This is a genomic window from Pseudoalteromonas luteoviolacea, assembly GCF_001696455.1.
Lineage (GTDB): Bacteria > Pseudomonadota > Gammaproteobacteria > Enterobacterales > Alteromonadaceae > Pseudoalteromonas > Pseudoalteromonas luteoviolacea_C.
Map to the genome: position 1 here is coordinate 251,030 of NZ_MAUJ01000004.1, position 21,006 is coordinate 272,035.

The 21,006-nt window shown below is 42.7% G+C and carries 18 protein-coding genes; 6 read left to right on the forward strand and 12 right to left on the reverse strand.

Features of this window, described 5'->3' with window-relative positions; all coding sequences use genetic code 11:
* Nucleotides 1-2: 2 nt before the first annotated feature.
* Nucleotides 3-1,088, reverse strand: coding sequence for an efflux RND transporter periplasmic adaptor subunit (locus tag A7985_RS14040; RefSeq protein ID WP_065791106.1), 1,086 nt, complete (start codon nucleotides 1,086-1,088; stop codon nucleotides 3-5).
* Nucleotides 1,089-1,226: 138 nt separating this feature from the next.
* On the opposite strand from A7985_RS14040, the gene A7985_RS14045 reads away from it, so the two are divergent.
* Complete coding sequence (locus A7985_RS14045; RefSeq protein ID WP_065791107.1) at nucleotides 1,227-3,320, forward strand: winged helix-turn-helix domain-containing protein; 2,094 nt, start codon at nucleotides 1,227-1,229, stop codon at nucleotides 3,318-3,320.
* 5 nt (nucleotides 3,321-3,325) lie between these two features.
* On the opposite strand, the gene A7985_RS14050 is transcribed toward A7985_RS14045, so the two are convergent.
* A complete protein-coding gene (locus tag A7985_RS14050; protein ID WP_065791108.1) occupies nucleotides 3,326-4,201 on the reverse strand; it encodes an AraC family transcriptional regulator in 876 nt (291 codons plus the stop codon).
* Nucleotides 4,202-4,377: 176 nt separating this feature from the next.
* Nucleotides 4,378-5,430 carry an alpha/beta hydrolase gene (locus tag A7985_RS14055; protein WP_065791109.1) on the reverse strand — a complete coding sequence of 351 codons (1,053 nt, stop codon included), beginning with the start codon at nucleotides 5,428-5,430 and terminating at the stop codon, nucleotides 4,378-4,380.
* Between the two features lie 87 nt (nucleotides 5,431-5,517).
* Between A7985_RS14055 and A7985_RS14060 the strand changes: the two genes are divergently transcribed.
* A complete protein-coding gene (locus A7985_RS14060) occupies nucleotides 5,518-6,426 on the forward strand; it encodes a LysR family transcriptional regulator (RefSeq protein WP_065791110.1) in 909 nt (302 codons plus the stop codon).
* 12 nt (nucleotides 6,427-6,438) lie between these two features.
* Here A7985_RS14060 and yacG read toward each other — a convergent pair whose 3' ends face one another.
* From yacG to nadC, 7 genes are all read right to left on the reverse strand, one after another.
* Entirely contained in the window at nucleotides 6,439-6,678 is a 240-nt protein-coding gene (gene yacG / locus A7985_RS14065) for a DNA gyrase inhibitor YacG (protein WP_065791111.1), read from the reverse strand.
* Nucleotides 6,679-6,753: 75 nt separating this feature from the next.
* Nucleotides 6,754-8,430: a type IV-A pilus assembly ATPase PilB gene (pilB, locus tag A7985_RS14070; RefSeq protein WP_065791112.1), complete on the reverse strand. Its 1,677-nt coding sequence runs from the start codon at nucleotides 8,428-8,430 to the stop codon at nucleotides 6,754-6,756.
* Between the two features lie 128 nt (nucleotides 8,431-8,558).
* Nucleotides 8,559-9,164 (reverse strand): dephospho-CoA kinase, encoded by a 606-nt coding sequence (gene coaE / locus A7985_RS14075; protein WP_081310579.1) that lies wholly within the window; start codon nucleotides 9,162-9,164, stop codon nucleotides 8,559-8,561.
* Nucleotides 9,165-9,166: 2 nt separating this feature from the next.
* On the reverse strand, nucleotides 9,167-10,048 hold the full coding sequence (locus tag A7985_RS14080) for a prepilin peptidase (RefSeq protein WP_065791114.1): 882 nt from the start codon (nucleotides 10,046-10,048) through the stop codon (nucleotides 9,167-9,169).
* 30 nt (nucleotides 10,049-10,078) lie between these two features.
* On the reverse strand, nucleotides 10,079-11,314 hold the full coding sequence (locus tag A7985_RS14085) for a type II secretion system F family protein (protein ID WP_065791115.1): 1,236 nt from the start codon (nucleotides 11,312-11,314) through the stop codon (nucleotides 10,079-10,081).
* Between the two features lie 66 nt (nucleotides 11,315-11,380).
* Entirely contained in the window at nucleotides 11,381-11,845 is a 465-nt protein-coding gene (locus A7985_RS14090; RefSeq protein ID WP_065791116.1) for a pilin, read from the reverse strand.
* Nucleotides 11,846-12,100: 255 nt separating this feature from the next.
* Nucleotides 12,101-12,940, reverse strand: a complete 840-nt coding sequence (nadC, locus tag A7985_RS14095) for a carboxylating nicotinate-nucleotide diphosphorylase (RefSeq protein ID WP_065791117.1) — start codon at nucleotides 12,938-12,940, stop codon at nucleotides 12,101-12,103.
* A gap of 166 nt (nucleotides 12,941-13,106) precedes the next feature.
* On the opposite strand from nadC, the gene ampD reads away from it, so the two are divergent.
* On the forward strand, nucleotides 13,107-13,667 hold the full coding sequence (gene ampD / locus A7985_RS14100; protein ID WP_065791118.1) for a 1,6-anhydro-N-acetylmuramyl-L-alanine amidase AmpD: 561 nt from the start codon (nucleotides 13,107-13,109) through the stop codon (nucleotides 13,665-13,667).
* Nucleotides 13,668-13,672: 5 nt separating this feature from the next.
* Nucleotides 13,673-14,557 carry a beta-lactamase regulator AmpE gene (gene ampE, locus A7985_RS14105; protein WP_065791119.1) on the forward strand — a complete coding sequence of 295 codons (885 nt, stop codon included), beginning with the start codon at nucleotides 13,673-13,675 and terminating at the stop codon, nucleotides 14,555-14,557.
* A 33-nt stretch (nucleotides 14,558-14,590) separates the two neighbouring features.
* Here ampE and A7985_RS14110 read toward each other — a convergent pair whose 3' ends face one another.
* Nucleotides 14,591-17,089 carry a PilZ domain-containing protein gene (locus A7985_RS14110; RefSeq protein WP_065791120.1) on the reverse strand — a complete coding sequence of 833 codons (2,499 nt, stop codon included), beginning with the start codon at nucleotides 17,087-17,089 and terminating at the stop codon, nucleotides 14,591-14,593.
* A gap of 139 nt (nucleotides 17,090-17,228) precedes the next feature.
* On the opposite strand from A7985_RS14110, the gene radA reads away from it, so the two are divergent.
* Nucleotides 17,229-18,599: a DNA repair protein RadA gene (gene radA, locus A7985_RS14115; protein WP_065791121.1), complete on the forward strand. Its 1,371-nt coding sequence runs from the start codon at nucleotides 17,229-17,231 to the stop codon at nucleotides 18,597-18,599.
* Between the two features lie 9 nt (nucleotides 18,600-18,608).
* Nucleotides 18,609-19,535 carry a hypothetical protein gene (locus A7985_RS14120; protein WP_065791122.1) on the forward strand — a complete coding sequence of 309 codons (927 nt, stop codon included), beginning with the start codon at nucleotides 18,609-18,611 and terminating at the stop codon, nucleotides 19,533-19,535.
* A 46-nt stretch (nucleotides 19,536-19,581) separates the two neighbouring features.
* Here the strand turns inward: A7985_RS14120 and A7985_RS14125 are convergent, their stop codons facing one another.
* Entirely contained in the window at nucleotides 19,582-20,916 is a 1,335-nt protein-coding gene (locus tag A7985_RS14125) for a peptidoglycan DD-metalloendopeptidase family protein (RefSeq protein ID WP_065791123.1), read from the reverse strand.
* Nucleotides 20,917-21,006 lie beyond the last annotated feature (90 nt).

A 21,006-nucleotide genomic window follows, 5' to 3' on the forward strand; every position in this document is an offset into this window, starting at 1 on the left:
GCTTATTCTCCCTGTGCTAATAGCGTGGGAGGAGAGGTTAGTCGAACTTGAATGCCTTCGGTTAGGTTAGACTGACCCATTACGATGACTTGCTCACCAGCGTGTAAAGTGCCGCGCACGATGAAGTGATGTGCTTGGTTTTGCATGACCTCCACCAGGACCTTTTCTATCATTTGCTGATTATTCACGCGCCAAACATAAGCGGTATCTTGTTCAAATATGACTGCTTGGGTAGGGAGCTTAACTAAATCAGGGGTTTTTGATTGCCAGTGAATATTGATGAGCTTACCAGTCGGTAGGGTCAATAAATTTGGAGGCACGTGAAACCATACTGATTGTGTTTGGTGACGCTGATTAACACTGTGCGCATAGCGTTTGAGCTCCAAGGGCTCAGATTTTGATAGAAAAAACACTTTGTCTTGGAAGCGACTATTGCGCTGAGACTGCTTAATTGGCACCTCACAATGTAGCTCTTTGTCATCGGTCGCTGTGAAGCTTAATATTGCTCCCCCTCTGGGAACAAAGCTTCCTATGTTATTATGGAGCTCGGTGATTTCTCCACTGTGTGGGGCGTAGTGCTTAAGCGCTGAAAGCTGTTTTTCTAATGTTTTAATGCGACTGTTCGTTGCCTCAACAGCGTGTTTAGCGAGTTCTAAAGAGAGTGCATGTTCATTTACTGCTGACGCTGAGACGTGTTTTTCGTCCAGTCCCACTAAACGTTGATACTCTTGATTATGAAAAGTGAAATTGGCTTTATGTTGTATGAGCTCATATTGCATGGCTTTGAGAGATTGCTGTAAATAAAACCCATCTTGTTCCGCCAGTAAATCACCGGCCTTAACGTAGCTCCCAGCACTCACTAAGTAATTTAGTTTTGCTTCGCTTTCACTGGCAATTGTGTAGGTATAAGGGACAGACACTTGGCAAGATAATTGACCTTGAATGCCATTTTGCCAGAGGGAAACTGAGGTTGTTTTGACTAACGGGGCTTGAGGGGTGGCAATAGAATACGTGCTGTAAAATAGGCCAAGCACAAATATGAACTGCTGTACTTTTGAGTGTCTAACGGACGGTGATATCGGGCGCATTGTAATTGTAATATCCTGATTTTAAAAATATAGGAGTGAGGTTGCCAAGGTTGAAGTGTGACTGACATGGAATTGTTGTGAACTTATGTGTAGACTGAGAAAGTCACAATTAGTCATTTAACTTGAGAAAAAAATTATATGATAAATCAAAGGATTGAAGAGGCATCCAATGAAGTTCAGCTGGCTGATAATCGAGTTTGTTTTAACTCTGGGCGGGTAGAAAATGGCCGTGGTGAGCAGCGATTGGAGCCTTTGCCTTTGGCTTTTCTTAATTATTTAATTTCTCGAGCGGGTGAAGTAGTCAGCCGTCAAGAGCTGCTGGAGCATGTGTGGTGTAATCGTCAGGTAACTGATGATGCCATTCGTAGAGTCGTAAAAAAGGTCCGCGTTGCACTTGGTGATGATGCCAAAGAGCCAAAGTTTATCAAGACTATTCCTTTACAGGGCTACCAATTTGTTGGCGATGCGACTGTGCCAAATGAAAAGCCTGATATGCCAAGAATTTTTCAAGGGCGTAGCTGGTGGACCCTGTGCAGTGTTGCCTTAATCGCTTTGATTATTGCTGTTTTATTTGTATTTAAAAATGAAGAACCTGCGCACTTTGGTGCAGTTGTCACCCCGCTAACAGAAATATCTGGTTCGGAAATGGGCGGGGAATATAACGCCCAAACAAATACGCTCGTGTTTATGTATCGTGGTAGCAATAGAGAGCCTTTCTCTTTATATGCGAAAGATTTGAACCGCGATCTCTTATACCGCCTAAGTGAGGATGATGGAGCTTATCACACCATATCCATGTCGCCAGATGGTAGTCAGATATTATATCAAAGGGATAAAGGCGATGGATATCAGGTTTTTATCGCGGATTATGTGGAGGGAGTACTGCGCCATCCACGTCGATTAGATATTCCTCAACAAAAGTTAGCGCTGCAAGGGTGGTCCGCAGATGGCAAAGAAATTTTGTACCATGCTTATGTGATGAGTGAAAACCAGTCCCATAAAGCCAGCAGCAAAGCCATATTTAGCTACAGTCTAGAGAACAATATAAGCAGGCAAATCACCTTTCCATTGTCGAAAGGACGAGGAGATGTCTTGGCAAGGGAGTCTGCAGATGGACAATACCTAGCCGTAGTACGAAACCAGCAACTACGTCAGTATCGGTTGCTGGTGTTTGCACAGCATGATGGCAAGTTATTACATGAGACGTTATTGGGTTTTGAAGCTTCCAATTTAGTGTGGAGCCAGGAGCAACCAAACTCACTGTTACTGAGCAGTTTTAAAGGGCAACTAGCTAGGTTTGATGTTGAGCGTGGCCTACTGACTGTATCTGAACAGGTTACTCCCGGTTTAAATGACGTTTTTGGTGAATGTGGTAAAGATTGTTTGCTTATGCGTCGCCACGGCATGAATTACAGAGATATTGTCTCTACCCCAAACCCGTTTCAAAGTTCATCAGTGCCTCCTGTGATGCTTAAAATAGCCAGTGAACAGGTTGAATGGTCACCTATTTATAGCCACGATGGCAGCGCAATCTTTTATTTGAGTCGCGACCAAAGATACAGCTATTTATACCGTTTGAGACATGAAGGCCCCGATGCTGGTGAAAAGACCTTGTTACACCGCTTCGATACGCTAGATGCCATTAATGGATTACAAACGAGCGCGGATGGTAAATACTTGCTTGGCCGACGCGAAGAGCGGCTGTTTATGTACGACATTCATAATCGACAGTTTAAATGGCTGACAGGGGATGACGAGCAAATTGTATATGCTAATTGGAGCGCAGACAGTCACTATATTTACTTCTCCCGAGTTGAACAACACAGTTACAAATTACTGCGTTATAGCCTTGCGACAAGTCAAATTGAGCGCGTACAGGACAATGCCTTGGCTCGTATTGAAGACGAATCAGGGCAAGTATTTGTCTTAAAGGATGACTTTTGGCTTTCTCGACTGCAAGCCGATGGCACTGAGCTTGCGCTGGTACAGTTACCAAGGCTACCAGAGTTGACCATAATCGTGCGTGACAATGCGTTGTACTGGGCTGACAAACAAAGCTTGATTGTGCATTTAAACAAGCTAGATCTGCATACTATGCAACGTCGTGCTTTTGCGTTGAGTCACAACGAATGGACGTTTAATTTTGACCTTCACCCCAAGCTTACGTCTGTGATTTATTCGAAAGAGTTGTTGGCTGCCAGCGATCTGGTTAAAGTCGCTGGCCGAGAGTAACCCAATTAGGTTTTTACCAAAAAGTTGATCTGGGTAAGTAATTCTTGTGGTGCTGTGTCTTTTACATCGTTTAAGTACTCTTCAAACGGAGGGAAGTCAGCGAGCTCAAACTGGCTCTGCGGTAACCATTGCCCGTAAAGCCAGTTGTAGGGTTTTTCTAGTTCCGTGTAGTCACCTTTGAATAGGATACTGACCGTCTCTCCTTCTGGTATGGTGATCAATTCAAAGGCATGATCTTCGGGAAGTTGCTCTAAGTCGACAGAGAGGCAGGCCATCGATCTTAGTGCATCTCTATCAACCGTGTCGGGATCATCGAAATAGATCCCAAAGAATCGTGTTTGTTGATCGATTAGCTGTGCTTTTCCCGCCATTAAGGACAGCTTTTCAAATGCTTGCCCTATTTGCATATAGTCGCCCTGATGTGCGATACCGATTAATGTTAATGATGTAATGTGTTGCTGCTTGACTGAATACATGGTGCAATATTCCTTGTTGGATTTTGGATACAACACAGTGACATTTTGCTGCCTGTCAGCGCGAGATTGACGATATTGTTGAGGAGTTTCGCCATAGTGCTTACGAAAAGCACGATTGAATGCTTCAACGCTGCCATAACGCACTTTCTTCGCAATTTGCTGCTGATTTAAGTCACTGCGCACAAGATATGTCGCCGCCTTCAACATACGCATTCGTCTCACAGTAAGATTGATTGTCTCACCGGCGTATTCACGGTAAATACGATGAAAATGATAAGCAGACATACAGGCTATATCTGCCAAAGTATTCACGTCTAACTCTTGGTCAACATGTTCATAAATATAATCAATGACTTTGAGTAAACGATGCTCATACTGATTTTGTGTGCTTATCTTATGATTCATAAAAACTCGTGATCCGCGTTCGAGAAATACCTTTATAGGTTTTTATGTTGCTGGCGACAAGTCTAAAGTAGCGCAGAGGGGATTGATAATGTTTGCGAACTTTCGTTATAGGCTGCACTTACGCGCAAGGGAAGGGGAGTGGTATCTAATTTTTTTGATACCACTTGATGATAAGTCTATAAATGCTTTGCAAAAAATGGCAGCATATGGTGCTCGAGTCTCGACAGCGCTTTATCGCTGTGGCCACCTGGGAAAACTTCGAATGAAATCGCAAGCGCCTGTTGTTGTGCTTTTTGCTTCAGAGCTAACACCCCTTCAGTTATCCAAATATAGTCGTCTTTGTCCCCAACTTCGATGTGAATTGAGTGTAGCTGTTCGATGATCTCAGGTGTTGTGTAAAGGGAGATAAGTTCGCCAAACCCACGGAACCAAAAAGGCTTTTGAGTTGCGTCTTGGGTAAAGTGAGTGCCAAAGGGGTGTTGTTCAGTACCTGCAAATGCACCTGCGTATGCCATCAGATAGGCGCTGTAACTATTGTCTTGGCCATTATTCCAAATTTCTCGCGCTTGAAAAGAAGCAAATTCTTCTTTCATCACTGTCTTAGGGTCGGTGCTGGTGGCTAGTTTTTGTTTGAACTTTTGATAGCGTGAAATGGCAGCCTCAGATGTCAGGTACGATTTAGCCATGCCTTTTTCATCAAACACACCAGGGCTAAGTGCGTATACATGGCTGAATATATTAGGGTTTTTTGCTGCAAACCTGAGGGCGCCAGTCCCCCCCATAGAGAATCCGGCTATGCCTCGGTGCTTAGCTGTCGCCTTTGTACGATAGGTGGCGTCTACCCAAGGAACAACTTCGTCGAGTACATAGTCACGGAAGTTACCATGGACTTTTGAATTCACGTAAAAGCTGCCGCGCAGTGGTGTATTACCTTCCAGCATTACAATGATCATCTCCATAGCATTGCCGTTGCGTTTATGGTTCTCCAGCATTTTTTCTATGTGTGAGCTATATCGAATTGGCCAACTGTACGCGCCAAGAAAGTACAAAACAGGGTAGCGTTTTTTACTAGTATGATAGTCATCTGGCAAATAAATGTGAATGTCTCGCGTTGTTTTGGTACCAATCAAGCTATTAGCGAGGGCCTTTGATTCAAAAGGGTATTTAACTATCTCTGCGTAAAGCTGGCCGCTCGTTAAGAGCATTAGTGTAAGGATCAGGTATTTCATTCTTGTTCTCCTGCTGATTTAGCTTGCACTAAACTTACAATGGGCCTAACTTAAGGACAAATATTAAAAATTGTTTATTTATATGTAATGAATATAAATTGGCTAGATATAAAAAAGTTGAACTACGTGGTTGCTGTTGCTGAAGAACTCAGTTTTAGCCGGGCAGCACTGCGATTACATATGTCTCAACCTCCATTGAGTCAACAAATTCGTTTAATTGAGAACCATCTCGGGATGGCGTTATTTGAGCGGTCCACACGGACTGTGACCTTAACGGTATTTGGTACGCTATTTGTGGAAAAAGCAAAGCGGGTTCTCGCTGCACATGCCGAACTAGGTGAATGTGTAAGTGCGAGTAAAAAAGGCACTGAGTTGCCGTTAAAAATAGGGTGTATTAGCCTTGCTTTTGAAGCTTTGATGTCTGATGGAATGGCCCTTTTACAGGCGCATCAGCCGTATTTGGATCTTATTATTGAAGAGGGGACTAGTGCTGAGCTAATTTCACTGTGTGACGCACAGCAACTCCATGGTGCCATTATACGGGCCCATGCACCCGATTTATCCCCCTTAACTTTACGACATTTGAAAAGTGAAAAGTACATACTAGCCTGTCCCAAACAGTGGCTGTTAACGGCCTCTAGTGCCTCAATTCAGCTCTTGAATGGACGGCCTTTTATTCATTACCCGAAGCGGGTTCAGCCGAAATTACATGAAGCTATTGAACAGGTCTTTAATGACGCACAGGCGCAGATGAATGTGGTTCAAGAAGTAAAAACTAAGTCTACAACCTTGTCTTTGGTCGCAGCAGGACTAGGCGCTGCAATTGTGCCTGAGTCCATGCGCAGTAAGTACCAGCAACAGGTTGACTTTATTGAGATTGAAGAGCACTTACCCAGCGTTGATTATTATTTATATAGCGCAGATTGGGAAGCGCATCATGGCTTAGAGGCGTTATATAAGGTGCTACGCAACACCCCTAAAAAGTTTGAAACTTAGCGATTAGTTGGGCTATTTGAAGAAGTCGTCTTCATTTTTGGCAAGCATAGCTTCGATGTCTTCAATCAAGGCTTGTGGGTCTGGTTGCGCCAAATCTGAGCTTTGAATTTGAGTCGATATTTTATTGTTCTCTTCTGACCACTCGCCAAGGTCGATGAGTTGACAGCGCTTTGAACAAAAGGGGCGATGTGGACTTTGTGCAGACCAAATCACGTCTTTTTGGCATGTTGGACATTTTACAACTGTAGGCATGGCGAAATACTCATCTTTCAAAACTGCCTATAGTTTACTGCTTTGCAGTAAACTATACCAGTAAAGTGATGCGGCTTAGAAATTGGTTACACGGTTTATTTCAGCAAGGGAAGTGACACCTGAAGCTGCTTTTTTCAAACCAGATTTACGCAGGTTGTCGAATCCGAGCTTATCAGCCAGCTCGGCTATTTCTAGCGAGTTCGCGCCAGCCATAATTTTCTGCGAAATCTCAGGGGTAATTTTTACCACTTCATAAACACCTACTCGCCCTTTGTATCCATCAGTGCAGTGATCGCAGCCTTTAGGTGCAAATAGTGTCAGCTCTTTTATTTGCTCTTCGTTAAAGCCCTGACGCAACAGCTCTTCTTTTGGCAGGGTTTCAGGTTCTTTACACTTAGGGCATAGTCTTCTTGCTAGACGCTGGGCAATGATTAAGCTTACAGAGCTGGCGACATTATAAGCCGGTACACCCATGTTAAGCAGTCGCGTGAGTGTTTCAGGCGCAGAGTTGGTATGAAGTGTACTGAGTACTAAGTGACCTGTTTGTGCTGCTTTAATTGATATTTCTGCAGTTTCTAGATCTCGGATTTCACCGACCATGACGACATCCGGATCTTGTCGCAAAAATGCTTTTAGTGCGTTTGCGAAAGTCATATCTGCTTTGGTGTTGATCTGTACTTGGTTAATACCTTCAAGGTTTATCTCAACAGGATCTTCCGCGGTGCTGATGTTGCGTTCTGGTTGGTTAAGGATATTTAGGCCAGTATACAAAGAAACCGTCTTACCAGAGCCTGTTGGGCCTGTCACTAGGACCATTCCTTGCGGTTGCGCAAGCGCATTCATGTAAAGGTCTTTTTGTTCTGGTTCATAACCCAATACATCGATCCCCAACTTAGCTGCAGAGGAGTCGAGAATACGCATTACGATTTTTTCGCCCCAAATCGTCGGCAGTGTACTGACACGAAAATCGATACTTTTACGTTCAGAGATTTTAAGTTTGATCCGACCATCTTGTGGCTTGCGCTTCTCTGCAATGTCAAGGTGTGACATGACTTTGATACGTGCAGATAAACGACTAGCAAGTGCATTAGGCGGACTGGCCATCTCGTGTAAAATACCGTCAATACGAAAACGCACACGATATTTTTTTTCATAGGGTTCAAAGTGTAAGTCTGATGCACCCTTTTTGATTGCATCCATCAATATTTTGTTGATGTAAACAATGATTGGGGCATCATCTTTTTCTTCATCTTGTTGCTGGGTTTGAGGTTCATCCTCAACATCAAGACTGGCAAACTCTTTAAATTCATCTTCGCTTAAAGAAAGACCCGAGCTATCATCAAAGAGTTGATCGATTTTTTGTTCAAGCAGCTTATGGTCAACAACAACAATTTCGCATTGCAGTCCTGTACTAAATTCAAAGTTCTCAAATGCACCGTAATCAGTAGGATCGGAAGTGGCAATGAAAAGTTTGCGGTCTTTTTTAACTAATGGCAGTAAATAGTGTTGCCTGATCAGTTTTTCTTTAATGAGGTTTTTGGGTACATGCTGAACATCAAAGCCATTAAGATCAAAATAAGGAACGCGGAACAAATCGAGGCATTGTTCAGCAAGTTCTTGGCCACTCATTCCGCTACACAGGCAGATCAACTCTGCTGTTGTGGTGGCTTCAGTGTGTTTTGCCTTAATCTGATCAGGAGTAATTCTACCTAAGGTAATGAATTTTCTCAGTAACGGAGAGTGATGTTCCATAACGTCCTTTAATACTTCAACAACTTACACAAATGTAGCAAATAATTAGTCAAACTGCTTAATTTTGCCTACATGAACACTTTATTTATTGTTCTAATAAATAATACCTAATTTTAGAGATAATAGGTTTAATAATTTTTGGCAGCTTGTAAAAATATTTTATGGAGCGATAGCAATTCGCTTTGTACATCAGCCAACTCTTTATCGTTGTTGACAATATAGTCCGCCAGTTGGCTTTTTTCTTCCCGGCTCATTTGCGCTGCAATGATATTTTTTACTTGTTCTTGAGAGACGTTATCTCGGCTAGCAGTTCGAATAATCTGAACAGACTCTGGCACGTCAATAAGTAAAGTTTTTTGGCAATAGGATTGTAGACCATTTTCAAATAGAAGAGGGGCACACAAAATACTATAGCTGCTTTTTGCTTCGGCAAGTTGCGTTATTATTTGTTCTCTAATTAATGGGTGCAGTAATTTATTGAGCCAATCTTTTTGGGATTCATCACTAAAAATCACTTCTCTGAGTTTTGCTCGGTTTAGTTGGCCATCGTGATTGAGTACTGCTGATCCGAAGTGTGCCTTAATGGCATTCAGACCTGGCGTATTAGGTTGGACGACTTCTCTAGCCACAATATCTGCATCTACGACTTCTATTCCGAGAGATTCAAAATAAGTCGTTGCGGCTGTTTTTCCCGCACCGATACCACCGGTTAAGCCAAGTATCCAGTTCGACAAATCTACACTCCTAATATGCTTAAATACCAGTCTTTTAATGCCGTACCATAAAATAATGTCAGCCAGCCTGCAATTGCTAAATAAGGGCCAAAAGGGATAGGCGTTGCTTTATCTTTACCTTGTATAGAAAGTTGGATGCTACCAATAATGGCGCCAACCAAACTAGAGAGTAAAACAATCGTTATAATTGACTGCCAACCTAGTAACGCACCAAAAATGGCCAGCAATTTAAAATCACCAAAGCCCATGCCTTCTTTGCCGGTTAGTAGCTTAAACAGCCAGTACACACTCCATAAGCTCATATATCCGGCAGCAGCACCAACAATGGCGTCTACAGGAGCAATGGTAAGTCCTGCAGCTGCTGCTAATAGCGCTAGCCAGAGTAAAGGCTGCGTAATCTGATCTGGCAAAAGCATTTTATCTATGTCGATAAATATTAGCGCGATAAGCGCCCAAGTGAGTACGATATAAAGCAAAGCTTGTGGGGTCGCGTCGAAATGCCATGCAACCCAAAGTGAACTCGCTGCAGTGAGCATTTCAATGCTTGGATAGCGAGCGGATATTGAGCTATCACAATATGCGCATCGGCCTTTGAGTAATAACCAGCTTAAAACAGGAATGTTATGTTGTGCTTTGATCTGGGTGTTACAGGATGGACATGTAGAGCGAGGTGTTACAAGGTTAAACGCTGGCTTAGCATTGGATTGTTTATTATCTTCATTGCCCAGTATTATCTTACATTCATTGCGCCACTCTGTTTCCATCATTTTTGGTAGCCGATAAATCACAACATTAAGAAAGCTGCCGATACACAGACTTACCAACCCTACGGTCATAAGAAAAAACCATGATTGTTGTTGCATTAAATGCCAAACATCTTGCATATATGTGCTCTTATTATTATTTACTGAGGTTTAAATGACGGAGCCAAGTTGGAAAATCGGCAAGTACATTGCGATGATTAAACCACCAACTAGCACACCTAAAACAGCCATGATAATTGGCTCTAGCAATGTCGATAACCCGTCAACAGCGTCGTCAACTTCCTGTTCATAAATGCTTGCGACTTTGCCGAGCATGCTATCTAATGCACCTGACTCTTCGCCAATCGCCACCATTTGCACGACCATATCAGGGAATATTTTCGAATTACGCATTGCCCAGTTCATCTGATTACCTGAGCTGACCTCGCCTTTAATATCTAAAATGGCGTTTTTATAAATGATATTGCCAGAAGCCCCAGCGGCTGATTCGAGCGCATCAACAAGGGGGACGCCCGCGGCGAATGTTGTTGAAAGTGTACGTGCGTACCTTGCAACTGCAGCTTTACGTAGTATTTCGCCTATTACGGGGAACTGCAATAAAAGCCTATCATTTGTGTGCCTGACAGACTCATTTCTAATGAGCATCTCTTTGTAGGTGTATATGCCAGCGCCAATGGCGATTAACATGATCCACCAATATTCTTGCATAAATTCAGAAATACCGATTACAAAGCGAGTAAAAGCAGGAAGTTCAGCACCAAATCCTGTGAAGATGTCTTCAAACTGTGGCACCACGAAAATCAATAAGATGGAAGTTACAATCAATGCGACAGTGATAACCGCGATAGGGTAAAACATCGCTTTTTTGATTTTTGATTTGAGCGCTTCCGCTTTTTCTTTATACAAAGCAACGCGGTCAAAAATTCTATCCAAAGCACCCGATTGTTCTCCGGACTCGACTAAATCGCAATACAGCTCATCGAAATACCGAGGGTGCGCACGTAGGCTTTTGGCCAGCGGTTGGCCCGCTTTTACTTCATCGGCGATAGTACCAATTAACTTACTGACACTTTTATTTTTTGCACCTGATGCAATCATATCAAGAGACTGAACCAGTGAAACACCAGCAGTTAGCATGGTAGCAATTTGTCTGGTGACAATTGAAATATCTTTAGGCGTAATTTTTTGCACACTTTTAAAGCCAAATAATGGCTTCGGTTTGCGCTTAACCTTAGAAGGGGTAATACCTTGTTTACGAAGTTGAGCCTTGACTAAAGCAACACTGGTGCCTGTCATTTCACCCTCGAGACGTTTGCCTCGTGCGCTAACGCCAACCCAAACAAAAGTATCTATTTTATTTGTACTGTCTTTAGAAGAAAGAGCCATAGAGTATATTCACGTAAAAAGAAACTGGGCCGAACCCAGTTTCTTTTATTATGTGTTGACAGTATCTTATGGTGTACCAGAAACTGTAGCTGTACAAGTGCTTGGTAGCCAGTTAATTTGATTTTGATTAACTGTAGCAGCACATGTCCACGAGTGGACAGCAAATGAGTTAGTGAAATTGGTTGCCGTCGCAGCTGTGTTTGCTGCGCTGTTAGGAGTAAGCGTCATAACGATACCGTTAAGGTCATTTTGACCAGTGATCGTCATCATGCCTTTCGCATCAATAGTCAGTGTAGTTACAAGGTCAGTTTTGCTGAAGCCTTGTGCACAATTTGTTGGCGCACTACCTAACTGTGCTCTTTCTTCAACACATGCTTTTGGCATGCTTGAAGCTGCTAGCATTTCAGAGGTTTTCGCACGGTTGATGTAATCTGTGTAAGCTGGAAGCGCTACTGCTGCCAAGATACCGATGATTGCAATCACAATCATTAATTCAATAAGGGTAAAACCACCCTGTTGTCTTTGCGTCATGATGTGTCTCCTAGGGGATATTAAGCCCGATGTTAGTTAACACTTACATCAGGGATTTATTAAACCAAATCAACTTTAGAGATATCACTGCTAATTCAGCAGCGCTAACAAATATTCACAGTTTTAACTAGATTTCAGTCAAAAGAATTATTCTAAATCATTAATTTAATTCTTTTTTATTAAATCTTGTTTGTAAATAAATGTCAATGTATTAAATGTACATTTAGTTACAATTTAATTACAACCAAAAATATACTATTCAAAGCGCATCGATAAATCGATGCTTTGTACATGCTTGGTTAGGGCTCCACTAGAAATATAGTCGACTCCCGCCTGTGCGTATTGCTCCAAAATTTCTATAGTCATATTACCCGACACTTCGAGTTTAGCTCTACCTGAGGTTAGTTTAACGGCGTTTTGAATGTCCTCAACGGTAAAATTATCCAACATAATGATGTCACTACCCGCATCTAACGCCTGTTGTAGCTCATTTAGGTTCTCGACTTCAACTTCTACAGGCTTATCTGGATGGTTGGTTTTTGCTTGTGCTACGGCGTTTTGAATTCCACCACACGCAGCAATGTGATTCTCCTTGATTAAGAATGCATCGAACAGACCTATACGGTGGTTTTTACCACCACCACAAGCAACTGCGTACTTTTGCAAAGCTCTTAAACCCGGAATAGTTTTTCGTGTATCGAGCAATTGCGTCTGGCTATTTTCTAGCGCTTTCACATAGTGCGCCGTGGTTGTTGCTGTGCCGGACAAAGTCTGTACAAAGTTCAGTGCAGTTCTTTCTGCTGTAAGAATGGCACGAGCAGAGCCCTTCGCTTCAAAAATACGGGAATTAGCACTGAGCTTATCTCCATCGTTCGCCAATACAGTAACCTCAACACTGGGGTCCACTTGACGAAACACTTCAACAATTAAATCTTTACCGCAAAACACACAATCCTCTCTGGTGATGACATACGCATGGGCGGTTTGTTGTTGCGGTATTAATGCGGCTGTGATGTCTCCATCCGAAGCGGATTGGTAGTTTAAGTCTTCGTCAAGCGCTTGTTTTACGAGTTGAGAGATAAGTTCTGGTTGCATAGCTAGATTCAATCATTATTGGTTATAAGTTAAATTCTACTTTGATTAATGCAATGAAACAATTTTCTTTGTGCAGTTGGCTGAAGTTGGCGACATAAAATTGCCATAGTGCTTCGCATGAAATCTTGTTAAGGTAGGTAAGGTGTAGTGACTATTAAAATTTTTTATGCAAAATCAATATCAATGGCTACCATTTGCGGTTCATAGGTCGTCACCCCATTTCGACGATCGCCCCCATGAAGATGATGTGGATTTACTTGTTATCCATAATATTTCATTGCCAGCAGGCGTATTTGGTACAAATTATGTCGATGATTTATTCATGGGTAGCATCGACTGCCAAGCACATCCGACATTTTCATCTCTCAATGGTTTACGCGTGTCGGCACATTGTTTTATTCGTAGATGTGGGCAAATTATTCAATACGTCCCTTTTTCAAAGAGAGCATGGCATGCGGGGGTGTCTAATTTTTTGGGACGTGAGCGGTGTAATGATTTTAGTATTGGTATTGAAATGGAAGGCACTGACACTGAATATTACACTGATGCGCAATATGAAGCATTAGTGAGAGTTAGTCAGGTTATACTGGCGCAATATCCAAACATTACGTCGGAGCGTATTGTCGGTCATTGTGACATTGCACCAGGGCGTAAAACCGACCCTGGCGATGCTTTTGAATGGCAGCGTTACTTAGACGCGTTATACCAAGAATCAACAATCGAGTAGGAATAATGATATTAATCTCAATACTAGTGGCACTTATCATTGAGCGATTGGGTGCCCGATCTGAATACTGGCAAATTGACTATTACCTAACGCATTATCAAAAGTGGTCTCAACAGAAGATATCTAATAATTGGCTAGATAAAGCTGATATTGGTGTGATGGTTTGGATGGTTGTGCCTGCTTTGCTGGTTGCGTTGCTTTACAGCTTTTCAGATTTTGTTATTTGGGAACTCGCCTTAAATGTGTGCGTGCTACTGGTGTGTTTTGGCTGTGCTAAATATAGAAAGTCATACAAAGCGTACTTGAATGCATTGGCCCGTGGAGATAACGAAGCGGCAACGCTATACGCTTTTCAAATGGGACAAACCAGAACGGAGGAAGAACCTAACGGTGAAACGTTTGGTCAAACGCTCGCCTGGATTAATTTCACCCACTATTGTGCTGTGATGTTTTGGTTTGTTGTACTAGGTGCTCCAGGCGCCGTGCTGTATGCGACTACTCGTACCATGATTGAGTTATTAAAAGATAAAACTAATGATGAGCCACCTGAAAATCAGCGGTTATGTGTAAAGATGCTAGGTAAACATACTCAACGCTTGAGCGTCTTTTTTCACGCTTTAAATTGGTTCCCTGCGAGGCTCGCGGGTTTTGGCTATCTTATTATCGGTAATTTCTCAAAGGGGACGGGAAGTTGGTTGAAGTACTTGTTAGACTTTAAAACTTGCAACCGCAAAGTCGTCACTGAAACGGCTTTGGCGGCCGAGCAGATAGAACAACAGTACTTTGGCTGTACTTATGAGGCAGCATGTATGATGCGCCTCGTGAAGCGTAACGTATTGTTCTATCTTTTCATTGTCGCCGCATTAACGCTTTTTGCTGGGTTAGGCTAATTTAGGCGACACCTGTTAGTGCATTCTGAGTGGTTAGTGAATTTGTCCAAGCCACTCAGATTTTCTCTGTTGCATACGTTCTATCAAGTGATTGTCTATCCCTAAAACAGGGAGTATAACGTCGGTAACATCAACCACATCACATACGCCTGCCACAGACCAAAGCGCTTCTTCTAAGCCTTTTGCTTTGTGTAGAGCATAGTGGCTGACATAGCGCAATTCGTTTGAAAGGTGATCCATGTCTGGTCTACCAGTTTTAGATACGTACAAATGGCAGATAAACAAAATGCCATTTTTAAGCGCTTTTTTCGCAAATAAGAACACCGGTTCGACAGGCTCTCCAAAAGGAATGCATTGGGATTTGACCCCACCATTGGCTTCGTCAGCTTTTTTGCCATCGTAGTGAATAAACAAGGTAAAGCGCAAAGGTTTGTCTTGGCGCGATTTGGTTCTTAAATTCTCAGACAGAATATCTTCAATGTAATTGGCGGGGAACAAGCTACTTGGGAAGAGTAATTCTTGGTTATTTTGTTGAACAATTTTCGGTAATAGCAAAGCATGCAGTGGTGAAGGGTATAATCCGTGGCCAACAGCGCCCACTTCAAGGTGAGAAGCCTTTTTATGCAAGTAAAGCGGCAACTGACAAATACTCTTGGTTACCATATTTCTTAGGGCTGTGGATAATCCTGGGATTTTAGGAGCCTCTTCACTGGGTTGTAATTTATCTTTGTTATTTTCAATAAGCGCGGTAAAGAATTCGATGGCAGTGTGTGGGACATTAGCAAACTGTTTCACTTTGAGGTTGATGATGGTCTTAGATTTACTGACTGCCATAACCTCATATTTCAAATCGGATAATTGATGTTGCTTAGTAATTTTCTGCAAGTCAGGTAAATCTACCGTTACCAAATCGCCTTTTGTGATATCAATGGGCTGTTCCAGTTCCAGTTGTAGTCCCATTACTGAAAAGTCACGCGTGTTTCCGGAATAAGATAGCTGCTCTGCTAAGTTGAGCGTGATCCCAGTTCGATATAAGAAGCGCTTATGAGCTCGCAGATTTACATATTCTAAAGCGACCTTTTCAATTGGTGGGGGAGTTTTCGCTTTACCGTGACCAAACTCCTTGAGACGGTTAATACTTTCCTGTGAATAGTCTAGCTTATTACAATGTGTGCGAAGCTCTTGGGTTGTGATCTCCGTTAAGACCATAAGGTGGTGTACTGGTTCAATCAAGCCCTGAGCACGAGGTGGAGGGCGCTTATTTAATTTCTCGACGTTCTTTCCGGCGCTCTTAGGCAGCGACAAAGGAATAAATGCGTCTTCATGATGACTAGGCATAAGTTGGACCTTAAACACACGCCAGCTTTCTTTTTCGCTGCCAAAGCCCAAGAATAGGCTTTTTAAATCTGGTTTTTGCTCTAGTTCATAGTCAAAAGCGGAATAAAAATAAATCTTGCCAGCATTGGAGTGTGTAAAGGTATAACAATAGGCCTCTTTAACAGGGGTTGTTTGTGTTAACAGCGTTTGTAGGCGTTTGTTATTGAACACACTGTAGAGACAAGAGGTTTTTCTTTCATCTTCAAAGTAGTAATGAATAAAAGCGTTATTCTCATTGGTAAGTACCATGCTGGGTAACAACAGGTTATTAATACGGCTGAAAAAAACAAATAAAGAACTAACCCTAGGTAGGTAGTATTGTTCGTAACCTTTGCATACCACCGCGTCCATGGTGTTATCTAAGTTTATTTTGTAGCGCCGCTTATTGCCATGGATAAAGCTTTCAAGGAATTCATCAAATCCCACGTTATTTTCGACAAATGTGCGTTTTAGCCGAACATAATTATAGTCACTATTGGTTTCTTCAATTGCGACGACTTCATACTGGATGCCTTCTTTGAGTCCTAGCTCAAAGTCTTGCTCAAGACCAACTAATCTTAACGTCAGCAAGTTGCGAGGATAAACAGTATAATTTTTGGATAGTTTTATTTTTGCACCACTTAAAGAGATATCTGATGTACTTGCTGGTACCGTTGTGCCACTTTTTAACTCAACTGTGATTTTGATTGAGTAGTTCATGCGTTCTTCAATTCTACTTTCATAGGATGCAAAGCGAATTAATTGCGCAGCGTGGTCGTATGTCGCCTCAGGCTCAACATCAACTTGCTCCTGAGCTTGTTTTTGCATCACTTTAAAGTTGTTCTCAGTATGCATAACCGCTTCGTATACGGCCATTGTATACGCGCCATGCTGTGCAACTTCCCGCTCGAAAACGCCTATCGCAACGTCATCCATAAAGTGTTGTTTGCCTTCATGCTCGTACGGTTTTACTTCGCCAGATACTTGACCACGCAAGTCAATAAACCTAGCAACAGGTTGAGAAAGACGTGTCATCTCCATTTTTAGCAGGAATTGGTCAGGTTTACTTAATTGGGCAGTCTTTTGCTTGAAGATAAAATCAAAATTGGGATCGCCTAAGTCTTCCTTGAGGGTATTAATAAGATCTTGATGTAGTTCTAGTTTATCTTCACTCATAGCATTTCGTGTTGCGTCTGCGGACAGTCTCTCGTTGTTATTATTTCAGCCTTCGCCAATTTTATGTCAGTATAGCCACATATTTAATCTGTAGCTTAATGGGGCTTTCCTTTTAAGCAATAACTATGCCTTGATTTATATGGGAAAAAAGAAAACCGCATTTGTATGTAGTGATTGTGGAGCGGAATTTGCTCGTTGGCAAGGGCAATGTTCTGAATGTAAAGCTTGGAACACTGTAACAGAGTTTCGTGTACCTTCTGTGAAGGCCGCGCCACGCAGTGCTGGCACGACTGGCTATGCTGGTGTTGTAGAAGCAAAAATCCAGACTTTAGATGAGGTTAACCTCGAATCTCTACCTAGATTCTCCACTGGCTTTAAGGAGTTTGACCGTGTCCTAGGGGGAGGGGTTGTACCTGGGAGTGCGATTTTAATAGGCGGCGAACCCGGCGCTGGTAAAAGTACACTGCTCTTGCAAACCATGTGCTTGTTGGCGCAGTCTATGCCGACTTTGTACGTAACCGGTGAGGAATCCTTGCAACAAGTCGCAATGCGCGCCAAGCGCTTAGGGTTGCCCACGGATAAACTTAAAACGTTGGCGGAAACCAATGTAGAGACAATTTGTCAGTTAGCACTGCGCGAGAAGCCGGCAATCATGGTCATCGATTCAATCCAAGTGATGCACATGACAGACGTTCAATCTGCACCAGGCAGTGTTTCTCAAGTGCGAGAAAGTGCAGCTTATTTAACGCGCTTTGCTAAACAAAACCAAGTGGCTATTGTGATGGTCGGCCATGTAACAAAGGACGGCTCATTGGCCGGTCCAAAAGTGCTTGAACACTGTATTGATTGCTCTATTTTGCTAGAGGGCAGCAGTGATAGCCGGTTCAGAACATTACGCGGTCATAAAAACCGTTTTGGTGCGGTTAATGAACTGGGCGTATTTGCCATGACAGGCCAAGGGCTGAAAGAAGTCAGCAACCCCTCCGCGATTTTCTTAAATCGCGGTGAAGAACAAACACCGGGCTCTTTGGTTATGGTGATCTGGGAGGGGACTCGCCCATTGTTAGTCGAAGTGCAAGCTTTGGTCGATTACTCTCAATTAGCCAACCCGCGACGTGTGACTGTCGGGCTAGAGCAGAACCGTTTGGCGATGCTACTTGCCGTTTTGCATCGTCATGGTGGCTTGCAGGTGGCGGATCAAGATGTTTTCGTCAATGTTGTTGGTGGCGTAAAAGTGAATGAAACGAGCGCCGATTTAGCATTGATCACTGCGCTTGTATCTAGTTTCAAGAATTATGCATTGGATAAACAATTAGTGGTATTTGGTGAGGTCGGGTTAGGCGGCGAAATTCGGCCTGTACCGAGCGGCCAAGAGCGATTACGCGAAGCGGCAAAGCATGGCTTTAAACGTGCAATCGTACCCGTTGCAAATAAACCTAAAGAAGTCATCGAGGGGATGGAAGTCATTGGTGTTTCCAGCCTTAGCGATGCACTAGAAGCTCTATTTTAAGGACGTAATATGAATAAAGTAGCGATAACCGCGGTTGCGGTTGCCGTGTGTGGCGCAGTTGGTGCAAATTGGTATGCAAATACGCGTGCTGATGAAGTGGTAGCAAAGCAAGTAAAGCAATTTTCAGAGCAAACAGGTTTTGATGTCAGCTATGAAAATGTCGACTACAGCTTGCTCAGCAACACAGTTGTGATAGAACGTGTTTCTTTCATGAATAAAACAACTCAACTTCCTCTTATCGATATCGAGCGCCTATCAATTGAGGGCTATGAATCGGATGAAATCAGTCCATATACTGAGCTTGTCGTAAATGGCTTATCTTTGTCGAATGACTGGCAGAATGCGCCAGAGAATGCCGCGACTGTGCCTGAAAGCATTGCAAAAGCGAAATATGATATGGTTGCTTCGATGAGCTTTGATGCAGGCAATGGGGACAGCGAAGTTAAATTTGCTGCGTCAGCGCAAAATATTTTAGATCTGGCTATCGACTTCGATATGACCAACAGCCAAGACCTTATGAGCTTGCAGCGTGAAATTGACCAAATGCACGAACAAGGTGAGATGGATTTAGAAGCTGAGTTACAAATGCAGAGTAAAATGATGAGTGCAATGCAAGCTCTAGAGCCAAAGGCATTTTCATTTTCACTGAGCAATGATGGTGAACTAAAAACGCTGGTCGATGAGCTATTACAAAAAAATGGTTTAGATCATGCTCAGCTACAATCTATGCTTGCAGCCCAGTTGGATGCGGTACCAGCCAGTGAAGAGAATAAACAGGCTGTTAAAAGCTTTATAGCAGGTTTAAATTCATTTGAAGTAAGCATGGCGTTTCCTGAAAAGACAAGCTTGATGCAATTGAGTATGCAAATACAACCGTTAGTTGCCAACCCTCAGGCACTAGAACAATTTTTAAATTTGAAAATGACTGGCAACTAAATTAAAACAGGCGAGGATATCCTCGCCTTTTTACTAAATAGAATTGTTACTTGTCATTCAGTGCAAGCATTAACTCGCGTTTACGCTCTAAACGTACGAGCATTTTTTCTGCCAACGGCTTAAATTTAGCTAGCTCTGCTTTTGGAAGCGGCAGAGACTTAGGTAATTTAACTGTTCTAGGATTGCGGTGTTGGCCGTTTACTAAGAACTCATAATGCAAGTGCGGGCCAGTAACACGACCAGTTGCACCCACCGTACCAATCTTCTGCCCTTGCTTAACTCTTTGGCCTGTTTTCACATGCTTTTTGTGTAAGTGTAAATATTTAGTTGTGTATTGGCCGCCATGTTCAATAAAGACATAGTTACCGTTTAACCTGTTATAGCCCGCTTTTGTGACTTTACCATTACCAGCTGCAACCACTGGAGTACCCACTTTAGCAGCATAATCAATTCCTCTGTGAGGACGAACCTGTTTAGTAACTGGGTGTAGTCTGCGCGGATTAAAGTTAGAGCTAATATATTTGAAGTTGACAGGCGCTCTCAAGAAGGCTTTTTTCATGCTGCGGCCTTCAGGGGTATAAAACTCTCCGTTGGTGTGTCTAATAGCAGTATAGGTATCGCCTTGGTTGATAAACTCAGCAGCGATTATTTTACCATTGCCTATCTCTTCACCGTCTACGTAATGGGTTTCATAAACCAGTGTAAAGGAGTCACCCTCTCTAATATCGTTGGCGAAATCCACATCCCAACCGAAAATATTGGCAAAGTTCATAATCTGCCTTTGCGTTAAGCCAGCTGAAATACCTGCAGTCCAGAACGATGACCTAATCTTGCCACCTGAGGTTTTCTCTCTGGTTTCAATTTCTTTGCTGGTAATTTGCGTTTCGTAGCTATTATCTTCTTTGCGTGTTACGTATAAGGTGTCAGTTTTGGACAACACATATTTGAGTTGTGCCAAGTTACCTTGCGCATCACTCGCAAAGCTGAGTACTTCACCAGGGTGGATTTTAGTGAGCTTCCGTGTTTCGGCGTTGGTGTTGACGAGACTATGTAGAGTCTGTGCAGAATAGCCAGCTCGCTTAAACAACACAGCAAGGCTATCTCCAGATCTAACTTTATGATCTACATAGTCAAAATGGACAACATCTGTTTCTTCTTCGGAGTGTATGTGCTCTGCGCTTAATTCGGTGATTTGTTCTTGTTGTTCTTCCACCTTGATTGGAAGCTCATAGCGTTTGCCGATTTCAAGAGCATCATCTTTGTGATCTCTAGAGGCAGTGGCCTTCTCTGAAGGTATCAAGGCTATCCCAACCATTGCTGCAAGCAAGCCCGCAATGATCATTTTGTGTTTTTTGGGTAGCTTCTTTACTGCAGGTACCATAACGTGCCTTTTTCGCTGTCAAGAATTTTTATGAATAATAGTGCAGCATATACGTAATAAAGCGTTAATACCAGTATTTTGTGCATTTAA